At 68.5% G+C, this 18,114-nt stretch carries 15 protein-coding genes and 1 tRNA gene; 4 read left to right on the forward strand and 12 right to left on the reverse strand.

Annotated features, from left to right (window positions below; translation table 11 throughout):
• Nucleotides 1–97 precede the first annotated feature (97 nt).
• Together PX554_RS06545 and PX554_RS06550 are read right to left on the reverse strand one after the other, a co-directional pair.
• Entirely contained in the window at nucleotides 98–340 is a 243-nt protein-coding gene (locus PX554_RS06545) for a hypothetical protein (protein WP_275500027.1), read from the reverse strand.
• A gap of 124 nt (nucleotides 341–464) precedes the next feature.
• A tRNA-Ser gene (locus PX554_RS06550) sits at nucleotides 465–554 on the reverse strand.
• Between the two features lie 159 nt (nucleotides 555–713).
• Here PX554_RS06550 and PX554_RS06555 point away from each other — a divergent pair.
• The 3 genes from PX554_RS06555 to PX554_RS06565 all read left to right on the forward strand — a co-directional run bounded on the left by PX554_RS06555 (nucleotide 714) and on the right by PX554_RS06565 (nucleotide 3,374).
• Complete coding sequence (locus PX554_RS06555; RefSeq protein ID WP_420833426.1) at nucleotides 714–1,559, forward strand: DUF1134 domain-containing protein; 846 nt, start codon at nucleotides 714–716, stop codon at nucleotides 1,557–1,559.
• Complete coding sequence (locus PX554_RS06560) at nucleotides 1,544–2,002, forward strand: DoxX family protein (protein ID WP_275500029.1); 459 nt, start codon at nucleotides 1,544–1,546, stop codon at nucleotides 2,000–2,002. Before PX554_RS06555 ends, PX554_RS06560 begins: the two co-directional genes overlap by 16 nt.
• Before the next feature lie 82 nt (nucleotides 2,003–2,084).
• Entirely contained in the window at nucleotides 2,085–3,374 is a 1,290-nt protein-coding gene (locus PX554_RS06565; RefSeq protein ID WP_275500031.1) for an adenylosuccinate synthase, read from the forward strand.
• A gap of 127 nt (nucleotides 3,375–3,501) precedes the next feature.
• Here the strand turns inward: PX554_RS06565 and PX554_RS06570 are convergent, their stop codons facing one another.
• The 10 genes from PX554_RS06570 to ku all read right to left on the reverse strand — a co-directional run bounded on the left by PX554_RS06570 (nucleotide 3,502) and on the right by ku (nucleotide 15,323).
• Nucleotides 3,502–3,807, reverse strand: coding sequence for a hypothetical protein (locus PX554_RS06570; protein WP_093223382.1), 306 nt, complete (start codon nucleotides 3,805–3,807; stop codon nucleotides 3,502–3,504).
• A 94-nt stretch (nucleotides 3,808–3,901) separates the two neighbouring features.
• Nucleotides 3,902–4,981 carry a chorismate synthase gene (aroC, locus tag PX554_RS06575; RefSeq protein ID WP_275500034.1) on the reverse strand — a complete coding sequence of 360 codons (1,080 nt, stop codon included), beginning with the start codon at nucleotides 4,979–4,981 and terminating at the stop codon, nucleotides 3,902–3,904.
• Complete coding sequence (locus PX554_RS06580; RefSeq protein WP_275500036.1) at nucleotides 4,978–5,391, reverse strand: endonuclease domain-containing protein; 414 nt, start codon at nucleotides 5,389–5,391, stop codon at nucleotides 4,978–4,980. The genes aroC and PX554_RS06580 overlap by 4 nt, the downstream gene beginning before the upstream one ends.
• 63 nt (nucleotides 5,392–5,454) lie before the next feature.
• Nucleotides 5,455–6,258 carry an enoyl-ACP reductase FabI gene (gene fabI / locus PX554_RS06585; RefSeq protein WP_093223377.1) on the reverse strand — a complete coding sequence of 268 codons (804 nt, stop codon included), beginning with the start codon at nucleotides 6,256–6,258 and terminating at the stop codon, nucleotides 5,455–5,457.
• A 19-nt stretch (nucleotides 6,259–6,277) separates the two neighbouring features.
• Nucleotides 6,278–7,225, reverse strand: a complete 948-nt coding sequence (locus tag PX554_RS06590; RefSeq protein ID WP_093223376.1) for a YihY/virulence factor BrkB family protein — start codon at nucleotides 7,223–7,225, stop codon at nucleotides 6,278–6,280.
• A 6-nt stretch (nucleotides 7,226–7,231) separates the two neighbouring features.
• Entirely contained in the window at nucleotides 7,232–8,155 is a 924-nt protein-coding gene (locus PX554_RS06595; RefSeq protein ID WP_275500039.1) for a DnaJ C-terminal domain-containing protein, read from the reverse strand.
• A 162-nt stretch (nucleotides 8,156–8,317) separates the two neighbouring features.
• Complete coding sequence (locus PX554_RS06600; RefSeq protein ID WP_275500041.1) at nucleotides 8,318–9,211, reverse strand: transglutaminase family protein; 894 nt, start codon at nucleotides 9,209–9,211, stop codon at nucleotides 8,318–8,320.
• A 22-nt stretch (nucleotides 9,212–9,233) separates the two neighbouring features.
• Nucleotides 9,234–11,714, reverse strand: coding sequence for a circularly permuted type 2 ATP-grasp protein (locus tag PX554_RS06605; RefSeq protein ID WP_275500043.1), 2,481 nt, complete (start codon nucleotides 11,712–11,714; stop codon nucleotides 9,234–9,236).
• A gap of 96 nt (nucleotides 11,715–11,810) precedes the next feature.
• Nucleotides 11,811–14,333, reverse strand: coding sequence for a DNA ligase D (gene ligD, locus PX554_RS06610; protein WP_275500045.1), 2,523 nt, complete (start codon nucleotides 14,331–14,333; stop codon nucleotides 11,811–11,813).
• A 129-nt stretch (nucleotides 14,334–14,462) separates the two neighbouring features.
• Complete coding sequence (gene ku, locus PX554_RS06615; RefSeq protein ID WP_275500046.1) at nucleotides 14,463–15,323, reverse strand: non-homologous end joining protein Ku; 861 nt, start codon at nucleotides 15,321–15,323, stop codon at nucleotides 14,463–14,465.
• A gap of 138 nt (nucleotides 15,324–15,461) precedes the next feature.
• Here ku and PX554_RS06620 point away from each other — a divergent pair, with 138 nt between their 5' ends.
• Complete coding sequence (locus PX554_RS06620; protein ID WP_275500048.1) at nucleotides 15,462–18,077, forward strand: TonB-dependent receptor; 2,616 nt, start codon at nucleotides 15,462–15,464, stop codon at nucleotides 18,075–18,077.
• The last annotated feature ends 37 nt before the right edge of the window (nucleotides 18,078–18,114 follow it).

The following is an 18,114-nucleotide window of genomic DNA, read 5'->3' on the forward strand; positions in this document are numbered from 1 at the left end:
GAGGATGAGCTACGCGCGATCCTTGCTTCGCCAACCTACCCTGCCGCCACACGGTGAAACCTCGCCCGGCTCGCTTGGACGGCGGGCCGGGCCTTCATCAGTCGCCGAAATCCATATCCTCATGCGCCGCGATTGCGAACATCTGGTTCAGCGCTTCGTCCAAATCGCTGCGTAGCGCGATCGCAGATCCCTTACGTCCTTTGAGCAGGAACCGCACGATTCCGTGCTTGCGCCACTCCCTCATCTGCGCCTCGCTGACGCCGGTATATGCGATCGCCTCAGCTTCGGTGAGTGCGGCGGGCCAGTATGGCAGGCCTTGCAGGCGATAGAGCTTGGACATCGACATACCTCCAGGCAGCCAACGAATGTTGCACCGAGCCTCATACAACCGCAATCAGGTTGATGGCTGGCATGATGGGTGATGATCCAAATGTCAGAAAATATCGCGTGATTTCAGCGATATCTGGCGGAGACGGAGGGATTCGAACCCTCGATACGGTTTCCCGTATGACGCTTTAGCAAAGCGTTGGTTTCAGCCACTCACCCACGTCTCCGGCGCACGGCAGAGCGGGGCTATAGCGGCGGTTTCGCGGCGGATCAACCGCATGTGTCACGCCCGCTCGGCTTGATTTCGACTCGACTCGCCGCTTGGTTCATTGCGGGTAAAGCATATCGGGCGCTACGTTCCGCGATCGAAGTCGGGGGAGTGCGCGATGCGCGGACGGATTGTGCAATGTTCGATGGTCGCGGCGGCGCTGGCGTTGCTCGCCACGCCGCTGGTCGCGCCGGGGCTCGCGCAGGTGCGCACGGTCGATCCCAACGAGACGATCGATAGCGACCTGCGCGCGCCGGCGACCCCGACGATGGCGCGGCCGAGCGCCCCGCCGCCTGCCGCGAGCAGCGCCCCGCGCTACCCGGACACGGCCGTACCCGCCGAGGCCGATCCGCAGGTCTCGGGTGCGCGCTACGACGCGCCCGACCAGACCCCGCAGGGTTCGCCGGCCGCCGCCGCCACCCCCGCGCAAGGCGGCTTCGACACGCGCGAGCAGGCCGAGGCGACCGCCAGCCGGGGCAGCGACACCTTCACGTCCAAGGAGTTGCTCGGCGCCGCCGAGGGCACCTTCGGCAAGGGCGCCGCCGGCCTCTCGGGCATCCTCGAACGCACGCTCAAGGAACAGGGCGAGCCCAACGCCTATATCGCCGGCAGCGAAGGATCGGGCGCGTTCGTCCTCGGGCTGCGCTATGGCAAGGGCACGATGTTCCACAAGGTCGAGGGGCAGCAGCCGGTGTTCTGGACCGGGCCGTCGGTCGGGTTCGATCTCGGCGGCGATGCCGCCAAGGTGTTCGTGCTGGTCTACAACCTCTATGACAGCGAGGAGCTGTACCATCGCTTCCCCGCCGCCGAGGGCCGCGTCTATTTCGTCGGCGGGTTCGCCGCGACCTATCTGCGCTGGGGCAAGGTGGTGCTGATCCCGATCCGGCTCGGCGTCGGCTGGCGGCAGGGCGTCAACCTCGGCTATATGAAGTTCAGCCATAAACAGAATTGGTTCCCGCTATAAGCCGCACCCCGCTCTCGCGGCGGGCGGAGCGCTGGCGCGCCGGGCTGCGCTGGGTGTTGGCCGGCGTCTTTATGGTGGCGGGGGTGCTGCACCTGCGCTTCCCCGCGCCGTTCCTGGCGATCACCCCCGCCTGGGTGCCCGATCCGCGCGCCGTGATCGCCGCGACCGGCGCGTGCGAGATCGCCGGCGCGGTCGGGCTGTCGGTGCCGCGGTTCCGCCGCGCCGCCGCGATCATGCTCGCGCTCTATGCGGTGTGCGTGTTTCCCGCCAATGTGAAGCACGCGCTCGATTACATCACGCTCGGGCGCGGCGGGCTGACGCTATGGTATCACGTGCCGCGCCTGCTGATGCAGCCGGTGATCGTGTGGTGGGCGCTGTTCGCGGGCGGCGTGATCGACTGGCCGCTGCGCCGCCACAGCTATCCGCGCGCCTCGCTGCGCTGAGCACACCGCCCGATTAGACGTGGACCGGCGCGCCCCCGCACAGTAGGGATGCGCGCTTTGTTGCGGAAATGTGGGACGGACCTTGGCGAACGTAGCGGTAATCGGCGCCCAATGGGGTGATGAGGGCAAGGGCAAGATCGTCGACTGGCTGGCGGAGCGCGCCGACGTCGTCGTGCGCTTCCAGGGCGGCCATAACGCCGGCCACACGCTCGTCGTCGGCGAGGCGGTGTACAAATTGTCGCTGCTGCCCTCGGGCATCGTGCGCGGCACGCCCTCGGTGATCGGCAACGGCGTGGTGCTCGATCCCTGGGCGCTCAAGGCCGAGGTCGAGAAGCTGCGCGGCCAGGGCGTGGCGATCTCGCCCGAGACGTTGATGGTGGCGGACACCTGCGCGCTGATCCTGCCGCTGCATCGCGATCTCGATGGGCTGCGCGAGGATGCGAGCGGCGCGGGCAAGATCGGCACCACCCGGCGCGGCATCGGTCCCGCTTATGAGGACAAGGTCGGCCGCCGTGCGATCCGCGTGTGCGATCTCGCCCATCTCGACGATCTCGGCCCGCAGCTCGACCGGCTGACCGCGCACCACGATGCGCTGCGCGCCGGCTTCGGCGAGCCGCCGATCGACCGCGATGCGTTGCTCGCCGAGCTGCGCGAGATCGCCGGCTTCGTGCTGCCGTTCGCACGGCCCGCCTGGCGCGATCTCAACGCCGCGCGCGAGCGTGGCCGGCGCATCCTGTTCGAAGGCGCGCAGGGCGTGCTGCTCGATGTCGATCACGGCACCTATCCGTTCGTCACCTCGTCGAACACGATCGCGGGCACGGCAGCGGGCGGGTCGGGGCTGGGGCCGGGCGCGGTCGGCTTCGTGCTCGGCATCGCCAAGGCCTATACGACGCGCGTCGGCTCCGGCCCCTTCCCGACCGAGCTGGACGACGCGACCGGCGAGTTGATCGGCCAGCGCGGCCATGAGTTCGGCACCGTCACCGGGCGCAAGCGGCGCTGCGGCTGGTTCGATGCGGTGCTGCTGCGCCAATCGGCGGCGGTGGGCGGGATCACCGGCATCGCGCTGACCAAGATCGACGTGCTCGACGGCTTCGACGAGGTGAAGATCTGCACCGGATACCGGCTCGGCGACCAGACGCTCGACTATTTCCCGGCGCATGCCGCCGATCAGGCACGCGTCGAACCGATCTACGAGACCATGCCCGGCTGGAGCGAATCGACGGCGGGCGCCCGCAGTTGGGCGGAACTGCCCGCGCAGGCGATCAAATACATCCGCCGTATCGAGGAACTGATCCGCTGCCCGGTCGCGCTGGTCTCCACCAGCCCAGAACGCGAGGACACGATCCTCGTGCGCGATCCGTTCGCGGATTGATCTGAGCGGCACCGCCCGCCCCACCGCCGTTCGCACTGAGCGAAGTCGAAGTGCGTGCCCCGAGCGTGGCGCTCGCGACACGTCCTTCGACACGCTCAGGACGAACGGGGTTGGAACGGTATTTGGCTTAACGCCGCTTTTTCTTGACCGGGGTACCGTCGGGCGCGCTGTCGACCGGTGAGGGCGTGCTCGGCGTCGCGGTCGTGGTCGAGCCTGTCGGATCGGCTGGTGTCGCGCTCGTCGTATCGGTTGGCGCCGGCGTGGTCGGCATCGTGCCCGAAGGCGTCGGCGGGCTGGCCGGCACGGTCGGCGCCGTCGTGGTCGTCCCCGGCGCGGGATAGCCGTTGGGCGACGTCTGGCCGGTGCCGGTCTGCGCCAGCGCCGCGGTCGACAGGCCGAACGCCGCCGCCGCGAAAATCATGCTCTTTCGCATCGCTCTCTCCATATTAGCCCGGTCTTGCCGGGTATGGAGGTTCAACGTTTCGCCGCCGCTTTCGGGGCTCGCCCGGCCGCGCGATTCGGGCGATTCAGCCGTCCCGCCCGCCGCATTGCGCGCGGTGGAGCAATTTCTGGTCGGCGAGCACCAGCGCCACCATCGCCTCGACCACCGGCACGCCGCGAATGCCGACACACGGATCGTGCCGCCCCTTGGTGCGAAGCTCGGTCGCCTCGCCATCGCGCGTGATCGTCGGGATCGGCGTCAAGATCGAACTGGTCGGCTTGAACGCGACGCGCAGGCGCACCGGCTGGCCGGTCGCGATGCCGCCGGCGATCCCGCCGGCATGGTTGGCGGTGAAGATCGGGCCGTCGTTGCCCGGGCGCATCGGGTCGGCGTTCTGCTCGCCGGTGAGCGCGGCGGCGGCGAACCCGTCGCCGATCTCGACGCCTTTGACCGCGTTGATGCTCATGCACGCGGCGGCCAGTTCCGCATCGAGCTTGGCATAGAGCGGCGCCCCCCAGCCCGCCGGCACGCCGATCGCCTCGCACGCCACCACCGCGCCGAGCGACGAGCCCGCCTTGCGCGCATTGTCGACCAAGACCTCCCAGCGCGCGGCGGCGGCCGGATCGGGACAGAAGAACGGGTTGTTGGCGATCTCGGCCGCATCAAACGCGGCATAGTCGATCGCGTCCCCGCCAATCGCCTCGACCCAGGCGAGGATCGTCACCTCGGGGATCACCGCGCGCGCGACCGCACCGGCGGCGACGCGCGACGCGGTCTCGCGCGCCGAGGAACGCCCGCCGCCGCGATAGTCGCGAAAGCCGTATTTGGCGTCATAGGCGTAATCGGCATGGCCCGGGCGATAGGCGAGCGCGACCTCCGAATAATCCTTCGACCGCTGGTCGACATTGTCGATGTGCAGCGCGATCGGCGTGCCGGTGGTGCGCCCCTCGAACACGCCGGAGAGAATGCGGACCTGGTCCGGCTCCTGCCGCTGCGTGGTGAAGCGCGAGGTGCCGGGGCGCCGGCGGTCGAGGAACGGCTGGATGTCGGCTTCGCTGAGCGGGATGCCCGGCGGGCAGCCGTCCACCACCGCGCCGATCGCGGGCCCGTGCGATTCGCCCCAGGTGGTGAACCGCAAAACGCGTCCGAAGGTGTTGAAGCTCAAATCCCCTCTCCCCCTTGGGGGAGAGGGAGGGGCCCGCTCGGCGAAGCCGAGTGGGAGGGTGAGGGCGCGAGCGCTGCGCGGATCGCATCCGCCACACCTTCGAGATTGGTCATGACCTCGTTATTTGAAAACCGGATCACCCTGAAACCTTCCGCCTCAAGCCAGCTTGTCCGCCGCTCGTCGTAAACCTGCTGATGAGCGTGGCTGTCGCCGTCAACCTCAACCGCGAGCTTCGCCTCTGCGCAGTAAAAATCGACGAGGAATTCACCAAGCCAAGTCTGCTTGCGAAACTTGGCATTGGCGAGTTTGCGGTTGCGGATCGCGCTCCACAGCCGCTTTTCGGATTCGGTCATGTCGCGCCGCGCCGCACGCTGGAATTTCAGTGGTTCCTCGCCAGGCGGACGCTTCATCCCCTCACCCTCCCACCGCCTGCGGCGGCGGGCCCCTCCCTCTCCCCTTCAGGGAGAGGGCCATCACACCAGCGCGATATCCGGCGCGTCCTCGGCCTTCATCCCGATCACATTGTAGCCGGCATCGACATGGTGCGTCTCGCCGGTCACGCCGCTCGCGAGGTCGCTGAGCAGGTACAGCCCGGCGCCGCCGACATCCTCGATCGTCACGTTGCGCTTCAAGGGCGAGTTGAGCTCGTTCCACTTGAGGATCAGCCGGAAGTCGCCGATCCCGCTCGCCGCCAGCGTCTTGATCGGCCCGGCCGAGATCGCGTTGACGCGGATGTTGTCGCGGCCGAGATCGACCGCGAGATATTGCACGCTGGTCTCGAGCGCGGCCTTGGCGACGCCCATCACGTTGTAATGCGGGATCACCTTCTCGGCGCCGTAATAGCTGAGCGTCAGCAGCGCGCCGCCGTTCGGCATCATCGCCGCGGCCCTTTGCGCGACCGCGACGAAAGAATAGACCGAGACGTTCATGGTCAGCAGGAAATTGTCGAGGCTGGTGTCCATGAAGCGGCCGCGCAGCTCGTTCTTGTCCGAAAAGCCGATCGCGTGGACGACGAAGTCGATCGTCGGCCATTCGACGGCAAGCGCCGCGAACGTCGCGTCGAGCGCGGCCATGTCGCTCACGTCGCAATCGAACAGCCGCGCCACGCCGAGCTGTTCGGCGAGCGGGCGCACCCGCTTCTCCATCGCCTCGCCCTGATAGCTGAACGCCAGTTCCGCGCCGGCCTCGCTCAACTTCTTCGCGATCCCCCAGGCAAGCGAGCGATCATTGGCCAGCCCCATGATGAGCCCGCGTTTGCCCTTCATCAATTCGTTCACGCTTGTGCAGTCCCCGTTGTCACGCCTCTTGCGGTGTCTCTACTCCCGTCGGGGGCGGTTCCGCCAGTGCCGCGTTGAGGTGCGCGCCGAACACGATGCCGAGGCCGACCAAAAAGAAGAACAACAAGGTGATGATGACCCCGGCGAGGCTGCCGTAGGTGAGATCGTAATCGGCGAGCCGCGACAGCACGATCGGCAGCAGCGCGGTGATCGACAGCCACCAGCCGGCGGTGAACAGCGCGCCCGGCCATTCCGGCGCCCGGCTGTGGAAGCGGTATTTCGACGGCGTCACCGACAGGAACAGCATGTAGAGCGCGATGAACATCACCACGCCCGGAATCGCGCGCGACAGTCCCACCCAGCCGGCGACATCCCGCGAGAAGGGCAGCACGGTGTAGATGAACTGCTCGGCGGCGACGAGCACGCCCTGCACGATGAACGAGAACACCGCGAGGACCACCGAGGCGATGATGACCGCCATCGAACTCAGCCGGTAATGCCAGAACGGCTTGGTCGATTTGACGCCATAGGCGCGGCGGAAGATGTCGCGAATCGTCTCGACGAAGCTGGCGACGCTCCACAGCGCGACCAGCGCGCCGAGCCAGGCGAGCGAACTGCCCCGCCGCGCCGCCAGCACATGCTGGATCGGATCGCGCAGCAGATCGGCGACCGAGGGCGGCAGCACGTGCAGGAACGAGGCCACCGCCCGCTGCGTCTCGGCGCTCTGCCCGAGCGCGGACGCGATCACCGCCGCCAGGATGAAGAACGGAAACACCGTCAGCAGCGCCAGATAGGCGAGATTGCCGGCGTGGATGAACCCGTCCGAGAACACGCCCATCAGCACGCGCTTCAACACCAGCCACGCATAAGCGAGCGGCTTGAGCCCGCCGCTCCGCGCTTTGAGGCCGTCCCCCCCCTCGCCGTGCCGTCCGCGTTCCTCGGGCGAGTAGGGGGAAATGTGCGACATGCGCCCCTAGACGCCCAGATTGCCGCGCGGGTTCCTCTTGTCCTGGTCTTTCCAGCCCTGCACGAACTCCACCAGCGCATCGTCGCCGACCGGCAGATCGACCATCAGCGTGACGAGCTGGTCGCCGCGCCCGCTGCCGTCCGCCTTGTGGAAACCGCGCCCGCGCAGCCGCAGCGTCTTGCCCGACGTCGAGTTCTTGGGGACGGTCAGCATCACCGCGCCCTCCACGGTCGGCACGCGCACCGACGCGCCGAGCACCGCTTCGGACAGGCTCACCGGCAGATCGAGCCGGACGTTGTCGCCGTCGCGCGTGAAGAAGCGGTGCGGCTGGATCTCGATCTTGACGATGCCGTCACCGGCGCCGCCCGGCCCCGGCTGCCCGCGCCCGGCGAGCCGCATCTGCGTGCCGTTCTCCAGATTGGCGGGCAATTTGAGGTCGATCGTCTTGCCATCGGCGAGCCGCAGCCGCTGCGGCGCGAGCGTCGCGGCATCCTCGAAGGGGACGGCGAGGGTGTAGAGGACGTTGCTGCCCTTGGGCTGCTGCTGACGCCGCCCGAAGCCGCCGAACCCGCCCGCGAACCCGCCGCGTCCGCCGAACAGCCCTTCGAACAGGTCGCTGGGGTCACCGCCCGCGCCGAAATCGAACGACTGCTCGCCGTGGCGAAAGCCGCCGGGCGCGCCGCCGCCGAAGCCGAACGGCGCGGTCGGATTGCCATCGGCGTCGATCTCGCCGCGATCGAACCGCGCGCGCTTGTCCTTGTCGTTGAGCAGGTCATAGGCCTGCGTCACCTGGCTGAACCGCTCCGCCGCCTTCGGATTGTCCGTGTTGCGGTCGGGATGCAGTTCCTTCGCGAGCTTGCGATAGGCTTTCTTGATGTCGGCCTCGCCGGCGTCTCGCGCCACGCCGAGCGTCTGATATGGATCGGCCACGGTCTTCCCCGGTTGATACTACAGGTTCATTTGGTGTCTTGGAGCGCCAAACGCAATTGCGTGCAGCGCGCCGGCTTTTCAACCGTTCGTGCCGAGCCCGTCGAAGCACGTGCCCGGAACACGCCCTTCGACAAGCCCAGGGCGAACGGGGGCCAGAGAGCGTTACGCCGCCGCTTCCTCCGTCCGCGGCGCGACATCCACGCTCACGTCGAGCTTCTGCGCGCCCGCGCCGAGCACGATGCCGTCGATCGGCGCGATGTCGCCGTAATCGCGGCCGATCGCCATGACGATATGGTCGTTCGCCATCCAGATGCCGTTGGTGGGGTCGAGCCCGACCCAGCCGATCCGCGCGCCGCACCACAAGAGCACCCAGGCGTGGGTCGCGTCGGCGCCGACCAGCCGCGCCTTGCCCGGCGGCGGGATCGTGCGGATATAGCCGGAGGCGTAAGCGGCGGGCAGCCCGGCGGTGCGCAGCCCGGTTATCATGATCTGCGCCAGATCCTGGCACACGCCTGCGCGCTTGACGAAGGCCTCGTGCGGGCTGGTGTCGATCAGCGTCGCCTCGGGATCGAACCGGAACTCGCGGCGGATGCGCCGCGCGAGCGCCATGCCGGCTTCGAGCACCCCGCGATCGGGATCGAGATCGACCGCGCACCAGTCGCCGATGTCGCGGTCGAGCGCGATCCGGGGGGACGGGAACAGATAGGCCGCCGGCCCCGCCGCCGAAGGATCGCGGCTGGCGCGCGCGGCGGCGGCGACCTCCGCGAGCGTGGGGTCGTCGGGCGACGGCACCGGCACGGGCCGATCGACCGCGATACGCGAGATGCTCTCGATCGACAGGAACTTGACCGGGTCTTCGACCACCAATCGCATGACGTGCGCGAGCCCCGCCTCCGCGCGCGCCGGGAAGGTGCGGCCCGAGGGCGAGATCGCCAGCGTATAATCGAGCAGCGTCTGCCCCGGCCAGCCGATCGGCTTCAGCCGCAGGTTGCAGCGCGCGAACCGCACCGATCCCTGATAATCGAACCGGGTGATGTGGCGGATATCATAGATCATCCGCGCCGCCTCTCGCGCCCGCTCACGCCAGCGTCATCCCCGCCGCGCGCAGCGGCTCGGCGCCCTGCAGGAAGTAGCGGCGGGCGATCGCGTCGGACAGGCCGTACAGCCGCCGCTCGACCTGCTTGAGCACCGGCTCGCTCAGCCGCGCGGCGTTGGCGGTGAGCACGCCGGCGAGCAGCGTGTTGGCCTGCGCCTGCTGGTCCTCCTCCATCCCGTCGTCGCCCAGCAACGGCAGCGCGCGCAGATGCTCGACGATCCGCTCGATCTGATAGGCGAGGCTGCGCGGGTTGCCGGGGTCGAGCGCGACGAGATCGACCACCGGCACGCGCGCGATTCCGGTCAGATAGCGCTGGCGATAGCTGATCTGGCTGTCGGCGAGGTCGAGCAGCGTCGAAAGATCGTCGCTGCCGGTGCCCGCCATGCCGAACGCCGGCACCGCGCGCGCCATCGTCAGCGCGCGTTCGATCCGCCGGCCGAGATCGTGGAACCGCCACGCGGCCGTGCGCCCCATATGCTCCGCCGAAAGCCCGGCGAGCGCGGCATAGCGGCGCTGGAGCGATCCGGTGCGATCGAGCATGCCGCCGCGCGTCGGGTAAGGCGCGTCGAGCAGCCGCACGAAATCCGCCGCGAGCCGGTCGCGCGAACCCTTGCCGATCCCGCGCGCGAGCCGGTTGATCGCGCGGACGCTATGCGTCTCCTCGCTCTCCAGCGCGGTGCGGACGAACTGCATCAGGTCGCCGCGCTTGAGGCTGGCGGGCGCGGTCGCGCCGCCACCGTTGACGACCAGCGCGACCAGCCGTCCGATCGTCTCGGGTCCGAGCGCACCACCGGCATCGGCGTCGATCGAATTGCCGAGCATCACGCGGATGATGTTGAGCAACGCCTCGCCGCGTTCGAGATAGCGGCCCAGCCAGAAGAAATTGTCCGCGACGCGGCTCGGCAGCGTGCCGGGGTTGCGGCGGATATGGACGGTGTCGGCGGGCGGCAGCAGCGAGACCGCGTCGACCGGCTCGGGCCCGTGGATCGCGACATCGGCGGACCAGGTGCCCTCCCCCATCACCGAGGCGCGCACGTCGGGCGCCGCGCCGATCCGCGCGAAACCGCCCGGCATCACCGTCCAGTGTCCGTCGGCCCCGCGCGCCGCGAACACGCGCAGCGTGAACGGGCGCGGCACCAGCCCCGCCTCGGTGACGACCGGCATGGTCGAGAGCCGCACGATCTCCTGCCCGACATAATCCTGCGGGCGCAGCGCCATGTCGGCGAACAGCCGATCGCGCGCCGCGCCGGTGATCTCGGCGCCGGGCACCGGAGCGAGGCTGTCGAGCCCGAGCGGCCGGACGCCGAACGCGGGGCCGATCAGCAGATTGTCGATATCCTCGATCACGGTGGCGCGCGCGCGGTCCTGCCCGCACCACCAGGTCGCGATGTTGGGGAGGATCAGGTCGCGTCCGGTCTCGCGCGCGCAGATGCGCGGCAGGAACGCCGCGAACGCCGCCGATTCGGGCACGCCCGCGCCCGGCGCGTTGGCGACGACGGCGTTGCCCGCCGCCATCGCATCGACCAGCCCGGGCACGCCGATCTGCGAATGCGAATCGAGCGCGAGCGGATCGAGGAAGCGCGGGTCGATCCGGTGCCAGATCGCGTCGATGCGCTTGAGCCCGCCGATCGTGCGGACATATAATTTGTCCTCCAGCGCCGCGAGATCGGCGCCCTCGACGAACAGGAAGCCGAGATAGCGCGCGAGATGCGCCTGTTCGGCATAGGAGATGCTGTAGCGCCCCGGCGTCAGCAGCCCGATGCGCGGCTCGCTGCGCCGGCACGCGGCGGCGAGGCCATCGCGGAACGCGGCGAAGAAGGGCGCGTGCCGCTCGATGTTGAGCTTGGCCTGAAGCCCGCCGAACGCGCGGCTGATGGCGAGCCGGTTTTCCAGCGCATAGCCCGCGCCGGCGGGCGCGCGCAGATGATCGGCGAGCACGCGCCACTCGCCGGTCGGCCCGCGGCCGAGATCGAAGGCGACGAAATAGAGATGGTGGTCGCCGGGTGGGCGCAGCCCCGCCATCGGCCGCAGGTAGAACGGGCTGCCGGCAGTGAGCGTCGCGGGGATCAGCCCCTTTTCGACCAGCTTGGCCCCGCCGTAGAGATCGGCGACGACGTGTTCGAGCAGCTCGGCGCGCTGGACCACCCCGGCGGAGATGTGCGCCCATTCCGCGCTCCCGATCAGCAGCGGCACCGGCGAGAGCGGCCAGGGCCGCTCCTCGGTGTCGCCGGGGATGCTGAAACCGGTGCCGATATCCTCGGCATGATGCTGGACGCGTTCGCGCGCCTGGCCGAGATCGTCGCCGGCGACGGTGGCGACTTCCTCGAACATCGCCGCCCACGCCGCGCTTTCGCGCGTGTCGCACAGCACGTCGCCGGCGCGACGCCGCGCGCAATAGTCGTCGATCCAGCGCCTGGCGTGGATCGACGGATCGAACAGGCTCGTCGCGCTCAGCGGCGCCACGACTCAGGCTTTCGCGTCGGCACTGTCACGCCCCTCGTCATCGCCCTTGGCATCGCAGCGCGGCGTCCCACAAAGCCGCCGCGCGCGCAACCGCGTTCACAGATCGGGCAGCACCTGATCGGCGAAGCCCCAGCCGGCGAGCGCGCGTGACCGCGCGCGGGCGATCAGCTCGGCCGCGTCGCGCACGCCCCAGCGATTGGCGCGGTCGATGTCGCGCAATTCGGCCCAGCTCACCGGCGCCGCCACCGGCGCGCCGGCGCGCGCCCGCGCGACATAGGGGAGCACGGCGGTCGCGCCGCGCTGGTTGCGCAGCCAGTCGATGAAGATGCGGTCCTTGCGCTTGGCCTTGGACATGGTCGCGACGAACCGTTCGGGCTCGGCCGCGCTGAGCGCGCGCGAGAAGCGGTCGGCGAAATCCTTCACCGCCGGCCACTCGGCCTGCGGCGTCAGCGGCACGATGACATGCACGCCTTTGCCGCCCGACAGCATCGCGAAGCTGGTGAGGCCGATGTCGGCGAGATGATCCTTGAGGTCTTCCGCCGCCTTGCGCACCACGTCGAAACCGAGCCCCTCGTCGGGGTCGAGATCGAACACCATCCGGTCGGGCTGTTCGAGCGTAGCGACCGACGATCCCCAGCCGTGGAATTCGATCGTGCCCATCTGCACGCAGGCGACGAGGCCGTCGGCGTCATCGACATAAAGGTAATTCTCGGTCGATCCGTCCTTTTCGCGGATCGGCACCTGATGGACGTGATCGCCGAAACTGCCCGCGTCATGCTTCTGGAAGAAGCACGCCTTGCCGCGCCCCTGCGGGCAGCGCACCAGGCTGACCGGGCGGTTCGCGGCCCACGGCAGCATGATCGGCGAGACCTGCGCGTAATAGTCGGCGAGGTCGCCCTTGGTCACGTCCGAATCGGGGAAGATCAGCCGGTCGCGGCTGCTCACCGTGACATGGATCTCAGGGGTCGCCGCCGCATTGGAGGCGGGCACCGCGACCGGCACCTCGGCCACCACATCCTTCGCCGCCTTGTCCTCGCGAAGCCCGATGAAGCTCGAATGGCGCAGCACGTCGTCGGGCGTCGTCTCGGCGAAGGCGACCTCGGCGACCAATTTGGGGCTGACCCAATGCGCGCCGCGCACCGCCGCGCGCGGTGCGGAGACCGTCGGCGTCTTGCGTTCGATCCGGGCGAGCTTGGCCGAGAGCGCGTCGATCAACGCCGCATCGAAGCCGGTGCCGACCTTGCCCGCATAGACCAGCCCATCCGCGCCGTTCACCCCGAGCAGCAATGAACGAAACCCGCGCCCCTTGTCCGAGGGCAGCCAGCCGACGATGACGAACTCCTGCCGGCGGATGCATTTGGTCTTGAGCCAGTCGGTCGTGCGGCGCCCGCGATAGGGCGCGTCGGCACGCTTCGAGACGACGCCCTCGAACCCCTCGTGGCACATCGTCTCGAACAATTGCTCGCCGCTGCCGGTGATATGTTCGGCGAACTGGATCCGCGCGTCGTCGCCGCTGATGAGCGGGCGCAGCCGCTCCTTGCGATCGAGATTGGGCAGCTTGGTGAGATCCTCGCCGTTGAGCGCGAGTAGATCGAAGGCGAAGAAGGTCATGTCGCCGCCGGCCGAGATCGCATCCTTGAGCGTCGAGAAATCGGGGCGCCCGTCCTTGAACGCGACGATCTCGCCGTCGATCAGCGCATCGTCCACGTCGAGCGCGGCGGCGGCTTCGGCGATGCCCGTGAATTTGTCGGTCCAGTCGAGCCCCGAACGGGTGAACACCTTCGCCTTGCCCCCCGCGATGGCGAGGAGCGCGCGATACCCGTCATACTTCACCTCATGCAGCCAGCCCGAACCGGCAGGGACCGAATCGACGAGCGTGGCGAGTTGAAGCGGCTGGAACCCGACGTCGCCCCGGCGCAGGCCGGGGCCGCTGGGTTTGGCGCGGGACTTCGGTTGCGCATCGCCCTCGGCCGGCCCCGGCCTGCGGGCACCCCGCAAAGTAATACTTTGCGGGGTGCCCTTGCGCCGGGGCGACGCTTTTGGCTTCACCCCCTCGGCAATCTCCGCCATCGTTCGCCCGGTCGTCACGCTGGTCAGCGCGCCTTCCACCAGCGCATCGGTCGCGCCGGCCTCGGCGTCGTCGATCTTGCGCAGCAGCCAGTTCTCGCCCTTCTCCTTGCCGCGCGGCTTCAGCCGGATCAGCAGCCATTCGCCCTTCATCCGTTCGCCATCGAGGACGAAATGAAGGTGGCCCTTCTCCAAGTCCTTCGCCGATTTCCCCTTGATCGGCGCCCAGGTGCCGCTGTCCCACAGCATCACCGTGCCGCCGCCATATTCGCCCGCCGGAATCGTCCCCTCGAAATCGGCATAGGAGAGCGGATGGTCCTCGGTCCGCACCGCGAGCCGTTTCTCGTTGGGGTCGAGGCTCGGCCCGCGCGTCACCGCCCAGCTTTTGAGCACGCCGTCGATCTCGAGCCGGAAATCCCAATGCAGCCGCGTCGCGTCGTGCTTCTGGACGATGAAGCGGTTGCCGTGGCCGGGTTCGAGCGTCCCGGCGGGTTCGGCGGTCTTCGCGAAATCGCGCTTGGCGTTGTAGCGGGCGAGGGGATCGGTGCTCACTCTCCCCTCCCTGGAAGGGAGGGGGCGGGGGTGGGTTGCTCTCGGTGGAGCGCGACACCCGCCACGGGCCGACCCACCCCCAGCCCCTCCCTTTCAGGGAGGGGAGCAGGTTGGCGCGCGCCGCCGCCCTCAAGCACGCTTCTTCGCCGGAGCTTTGCGCGCCGGCGCCTTCTTGGCCGGCGCAGCCGCCGCGCCGCCGCCCTTCTCGACCGATTTCTTGAGCGCCGCCATCAGATCGACCACGTTCGATCCGCCCTTCCTCGGCGCATCGCCTTCGGCATCCTCGATGATCTTGCCGCCCTTGGCCTTGCGCTTGCGCTCGACCAGCTCCTTGAGCGCATCGACATAGCGGTCGTGGAATTCCTGCGGGTGGAACGGCCCGGATTTCTTCGCGATCAACGTCTCGGCGAGATCGAGCAGATCCTCGTCGGGCTTGCTGTCCGGAATGTCGCGGAAATAGCCCTGCGCCTTGTTGACCTCGTCGGCATAGCGCAGCGTCTCCAGCACCATGCCGCGCCCGCACGGCTTCAGGCTGACGACATATTCGCGCCCGCGCATCGCGAGCTGCCCCAGCCCGACCTTCCTGGTGCGCCGCAACGCCTCGCGCAGCACGATGAACGCCTCTTCGGCGAGATCGTCGGCGGGGACGACGAAATAGGGCTTTTCGTAATAGAGCACGTCGATCTCGTCGGCATCGACGAACTGGGTCAACTCGAGCGTCTTCTTCGATTCGAGCTTCACCGCGTCGATCTCGTCCTGGTCGAGCAGCACGTAATTGCCCTTCTCGAACTCGAAGCCCTTCATGATCTCGTCGGTATCGACCGGCCCCACGCCGGTGACGACCTTCTCGTAATGGATCGGCTTGCCGGTCGGCTCGTGGATCTGCTTGAAGCTGATCGCCGCGCCCGATTTGGTCGCGCTGTAGATCTCGACCGGGATCGAGACCAGCGCGAGCCGGATCTGCCCCTGCCAATATGCGCGTGCCGGCATCCGATGGTTCCCTTAGTTGCGAGACCGATTCAATGTGTGGCACGCGGAGTCGTTCCGCGCGCGCGACGCGGCCCGACCGCAACGAAAGCGTCACGGATCGCGCCTAGGGCGAAAGGATAATAATCGGGGGCCTTAACGATGATCCGCAAGACGTTCCACGCGTTCGCCAGCCTGTCCGCGATCGCCGCCGCGACGGCCGCCGCCCACGCCGCGCCCGCCGCCCCCGCGCCCGCCCCCGAGACAACGCCCGCGCAGGATGCCGACACCGGCAACGACATCATCGTCACCGCGCAGCTCGCGCCCCAGACCGCGATGACGGTCCCCTTCGCGCTCACCGCGTACAAGGGCGAATTCCTCGACGAACTCGGCATCACCGAGCTCGACAAGCTCTCGCGCTACGTGCCGGGCTTCGTCGTGCAGAACCAGTCGCCCAACAACCCCGGCTTCGTGATGCGCGGCATCACCTCGGACGACGGCAGCTCCTATGTCGAGCCACGCGTGTCGGTATTCCAGGACGGCGTCTCGATCTCCAAGTCGCGGGGCTCCTATGTCGAACTGTTCGATCTCGAGCGCATCGAGATCGCCAAGGGGCCGCAATCGACGCTGTACGGGCGCGGCGCGCTGATCGGCGCGGTCAACATCGTCACCGCCAAGGCCGATCCGGCCGCGCCCTACGGCTATTTCTATGGCTCCTACGGCAATTACGCCGCCTACCGGCTCGACGCGACCGTCAACGTGCCGCTCACCGACACGCTCGCGGTGCGCGTCGCGGCGCGCAGCAAGAAGCGCAACGGCTATGTCGAGAACCTGCTCGGCGGCGGCGAAAGCGACAATTTCAATTCCAACCAGGGCGACGCCATCCGCGGCTCGCTCCACTGGGCGCCGGGCCGGCTCACCGTCGACCTGATCGGCAATTACGAGCAGGATTCGGCGACCGGCACGTCGTTCAAGTCGATCGCCTTCCTGCCCACCAACCCCACGACCGGCGCGATCCTGGGCGACACCGGCCGCAATTCGGGCGCGGCGCTCGCCACGCCGAGCGGGTTCGAAGGCGGCAAGCCGCTCGGCCTCGAACGCCATGTCTGGAGCGCGACCGGCATCGCCAATTACGATTTCGACGACCATTGGTCGCTCAACGCGACGGGATCGTACCGGCGTTTCGCGGGCGAGGAAGTGTTCGACGCGGACGGCATCTCGCTACCGCTGCTCACCGCCGCCGAGGATGCGCGCGGCAACCAGACGATGGCGACGCTGCGCCTCGCCTATAAGGGCGATACGCTCGACGCCTTCGTCGGCGGCACCTATTTCCACGAGGACGGCTCGCAGCGCGCGCCCGCCCAGTTCGACGAACGCGCGGTGCTGGCGCGGCTCGCCGATGCGAGCACGCCGGGGGTGCTCGCCGGCGGCGGGCTGATCCCGGGCCGCGCCGCCAACGCCCCCGCGCCGATCGCGATCATCGACAGCGCCGCCTTCGCGGCGAACATCCTGCAACGCGGCTTCGGGCTGCCCGCGCCCGTCGCCGCCGGCATCGCCAACAACCTGCAGACCGCGCATCTCGAAACCAACACCAACACCGCGCGCACCAACAGCATCGACGTGTTCGGCGACGTGACGCTGCACGTCACCGACAAGCTCGATCTCGGCGGCGGCATCCGCTATTCGCATGACGACAAGCGCACCGGCATCAGCGTCGCGCTCAACAACCGCTCGATCCTCGGCGGCGTCATCGCCGCCCAGTCGCTCCAGGCCGCCGCGCAGGCGACCGCCGCCGCCGGCGGCAACCCGACCCCGCAATTGCTCGCGCTCAACGCCCTGCTGACCGGGCTGGCCACGCCGGGCGCAGCCAACGCGCCGGTCTCCGCCGCCTTCCCGCTGTTCGGCCTCGGCGCACAGCCGACCGCCGGCAACGGATCGCGCGTCACGCAAGGCTCGAAGGACGACGGCCTGACCTGGCGCGCGACCGCGCGTTACGCCGCGACCCACGATCTCAACCTCTACGCGACCTATGCGCGCGGCCGCCGCCCCGAGGTGCTGAGCGTCTCCGCGCCGAGCACGCCGTACGGCGCGCCCAACTTCAGGCTGCTCCCCGCCGAGACGGTCGACAGCTTCGAAGTCGGCGCCAAATCCGCGCTGCTCGGCCGCACCCTGTTCGCCGACGGATCGGTATTCTATTACAAGTACAACAATTTCCAGACGACCGAGCAGGTCGGCACGCAGTTCATCACCACCAACGCCGGCAAGGCCGAAAGCTACGGCTTCGAAGGCCAGATCCGCTACGTGCCGGTGAAGGCGCTGACGCTGTTCGGCACCTATTCGTACAGCCACGGCCGCTTCAAGGAAGGCGCGCGCAAGGGCAACCGCTTCCGCCTCTCGCCCGACAACGCGCTGTCGGCGGGCTTCATCGCCAAGCTGCCCGCCGGCCCGGTCACGGTCGATTTCACGCCGAGCGTCACCTATCAGTCGAGCATCTTCTTCGACGACGACAACGACAAGCCCGCGCTCCAGGCCAGGAACCTGATCCCCGATCTGATCCAGGACGAATATCAGAAGGGCTATGCGCTCGTCGACGCGCGGCTCGGCATCGAACCCAAGGGCGGCGTGTGGCGGCTCGAGGCGTTCGTCACCAACCTGTTCGACAAGAAATACATCAAGGATGCCGGCAACACCGGCGATTCGCTCGGCCTGCCGACCTTCATCGGCGGCGAGCCGCGCTTCTACGGCCTCGCGATCAGCTTCAAGACCGATCGCAGGTGATCGGAACGGATTGCATGCGAGACGGTTGGCGTTAAGC

This window comes from Sphingomonas pollutisoli (genome assembly GCF_029167165.1).
Classification (GTDB): Bacteria; Pseudomonadota; Alphaproteobacteria; order Sphingomonadales; family Sphingomonadaceae; genus Sphingomonas; species Sphingomonas pollutisoli.

Coding starts and splice junctions, on each gene's coding strand:
- PX554_RS06570 (WP_093223382.1), bottom strand. CDS start 3,807: ATGCGAAAGAGCATGATTTTCGCGGCGGCGGCGTTCGGCCTGTCGACC.
- PX554_RS06600 (WP_275500041.1), bottom strand. CDS start 9,211: ATGATCTATGATATCCGCCACATCACCCGGTTCGATTATCAGGGATCG.
- PX554_RS06620 (WP_275500048.1), top strand. CDS start 15,462: ATGATCCGCAAGACGTTCCACGCGTTCGCCAGCCTGTCCGCGATCGCC.
- PX554_RS06580 (WP_275500036.1), bottom strand. CDS start 5,391: ATGAAGCGTCCGCCTGGCGAGGAACCACTGAAATTCCAGCGTGCGGCG.
- PX554_RS06590 (WP_093223376.1), bottom strand. CDS start 7,225: ATGTCGCACATTTCCCCCTACTCGCCCGAGGAACGCGGACGGCACGGC.
- PX554_RS06555 (WP_420833426.1), top strand. CDS start 714: ATGCGCGGACGGATTGTGCAATGTTCGATGGTCGCGGCGGCGCTGGCG.
- ku (WP_275500046.1), bottom strand. CDS start 15,323: ATGCCGGCACGCGCATATTGGCAGGGGCAGATCCGGCTCGCGCTGGTC.
- PX554_RS06545 (WP_275500027.1), bottom strand. CDS start 340: ATGTCCAAGCTCTATCGCCTGCAAGGCCTGCCATACTGGCCCGCCGCA.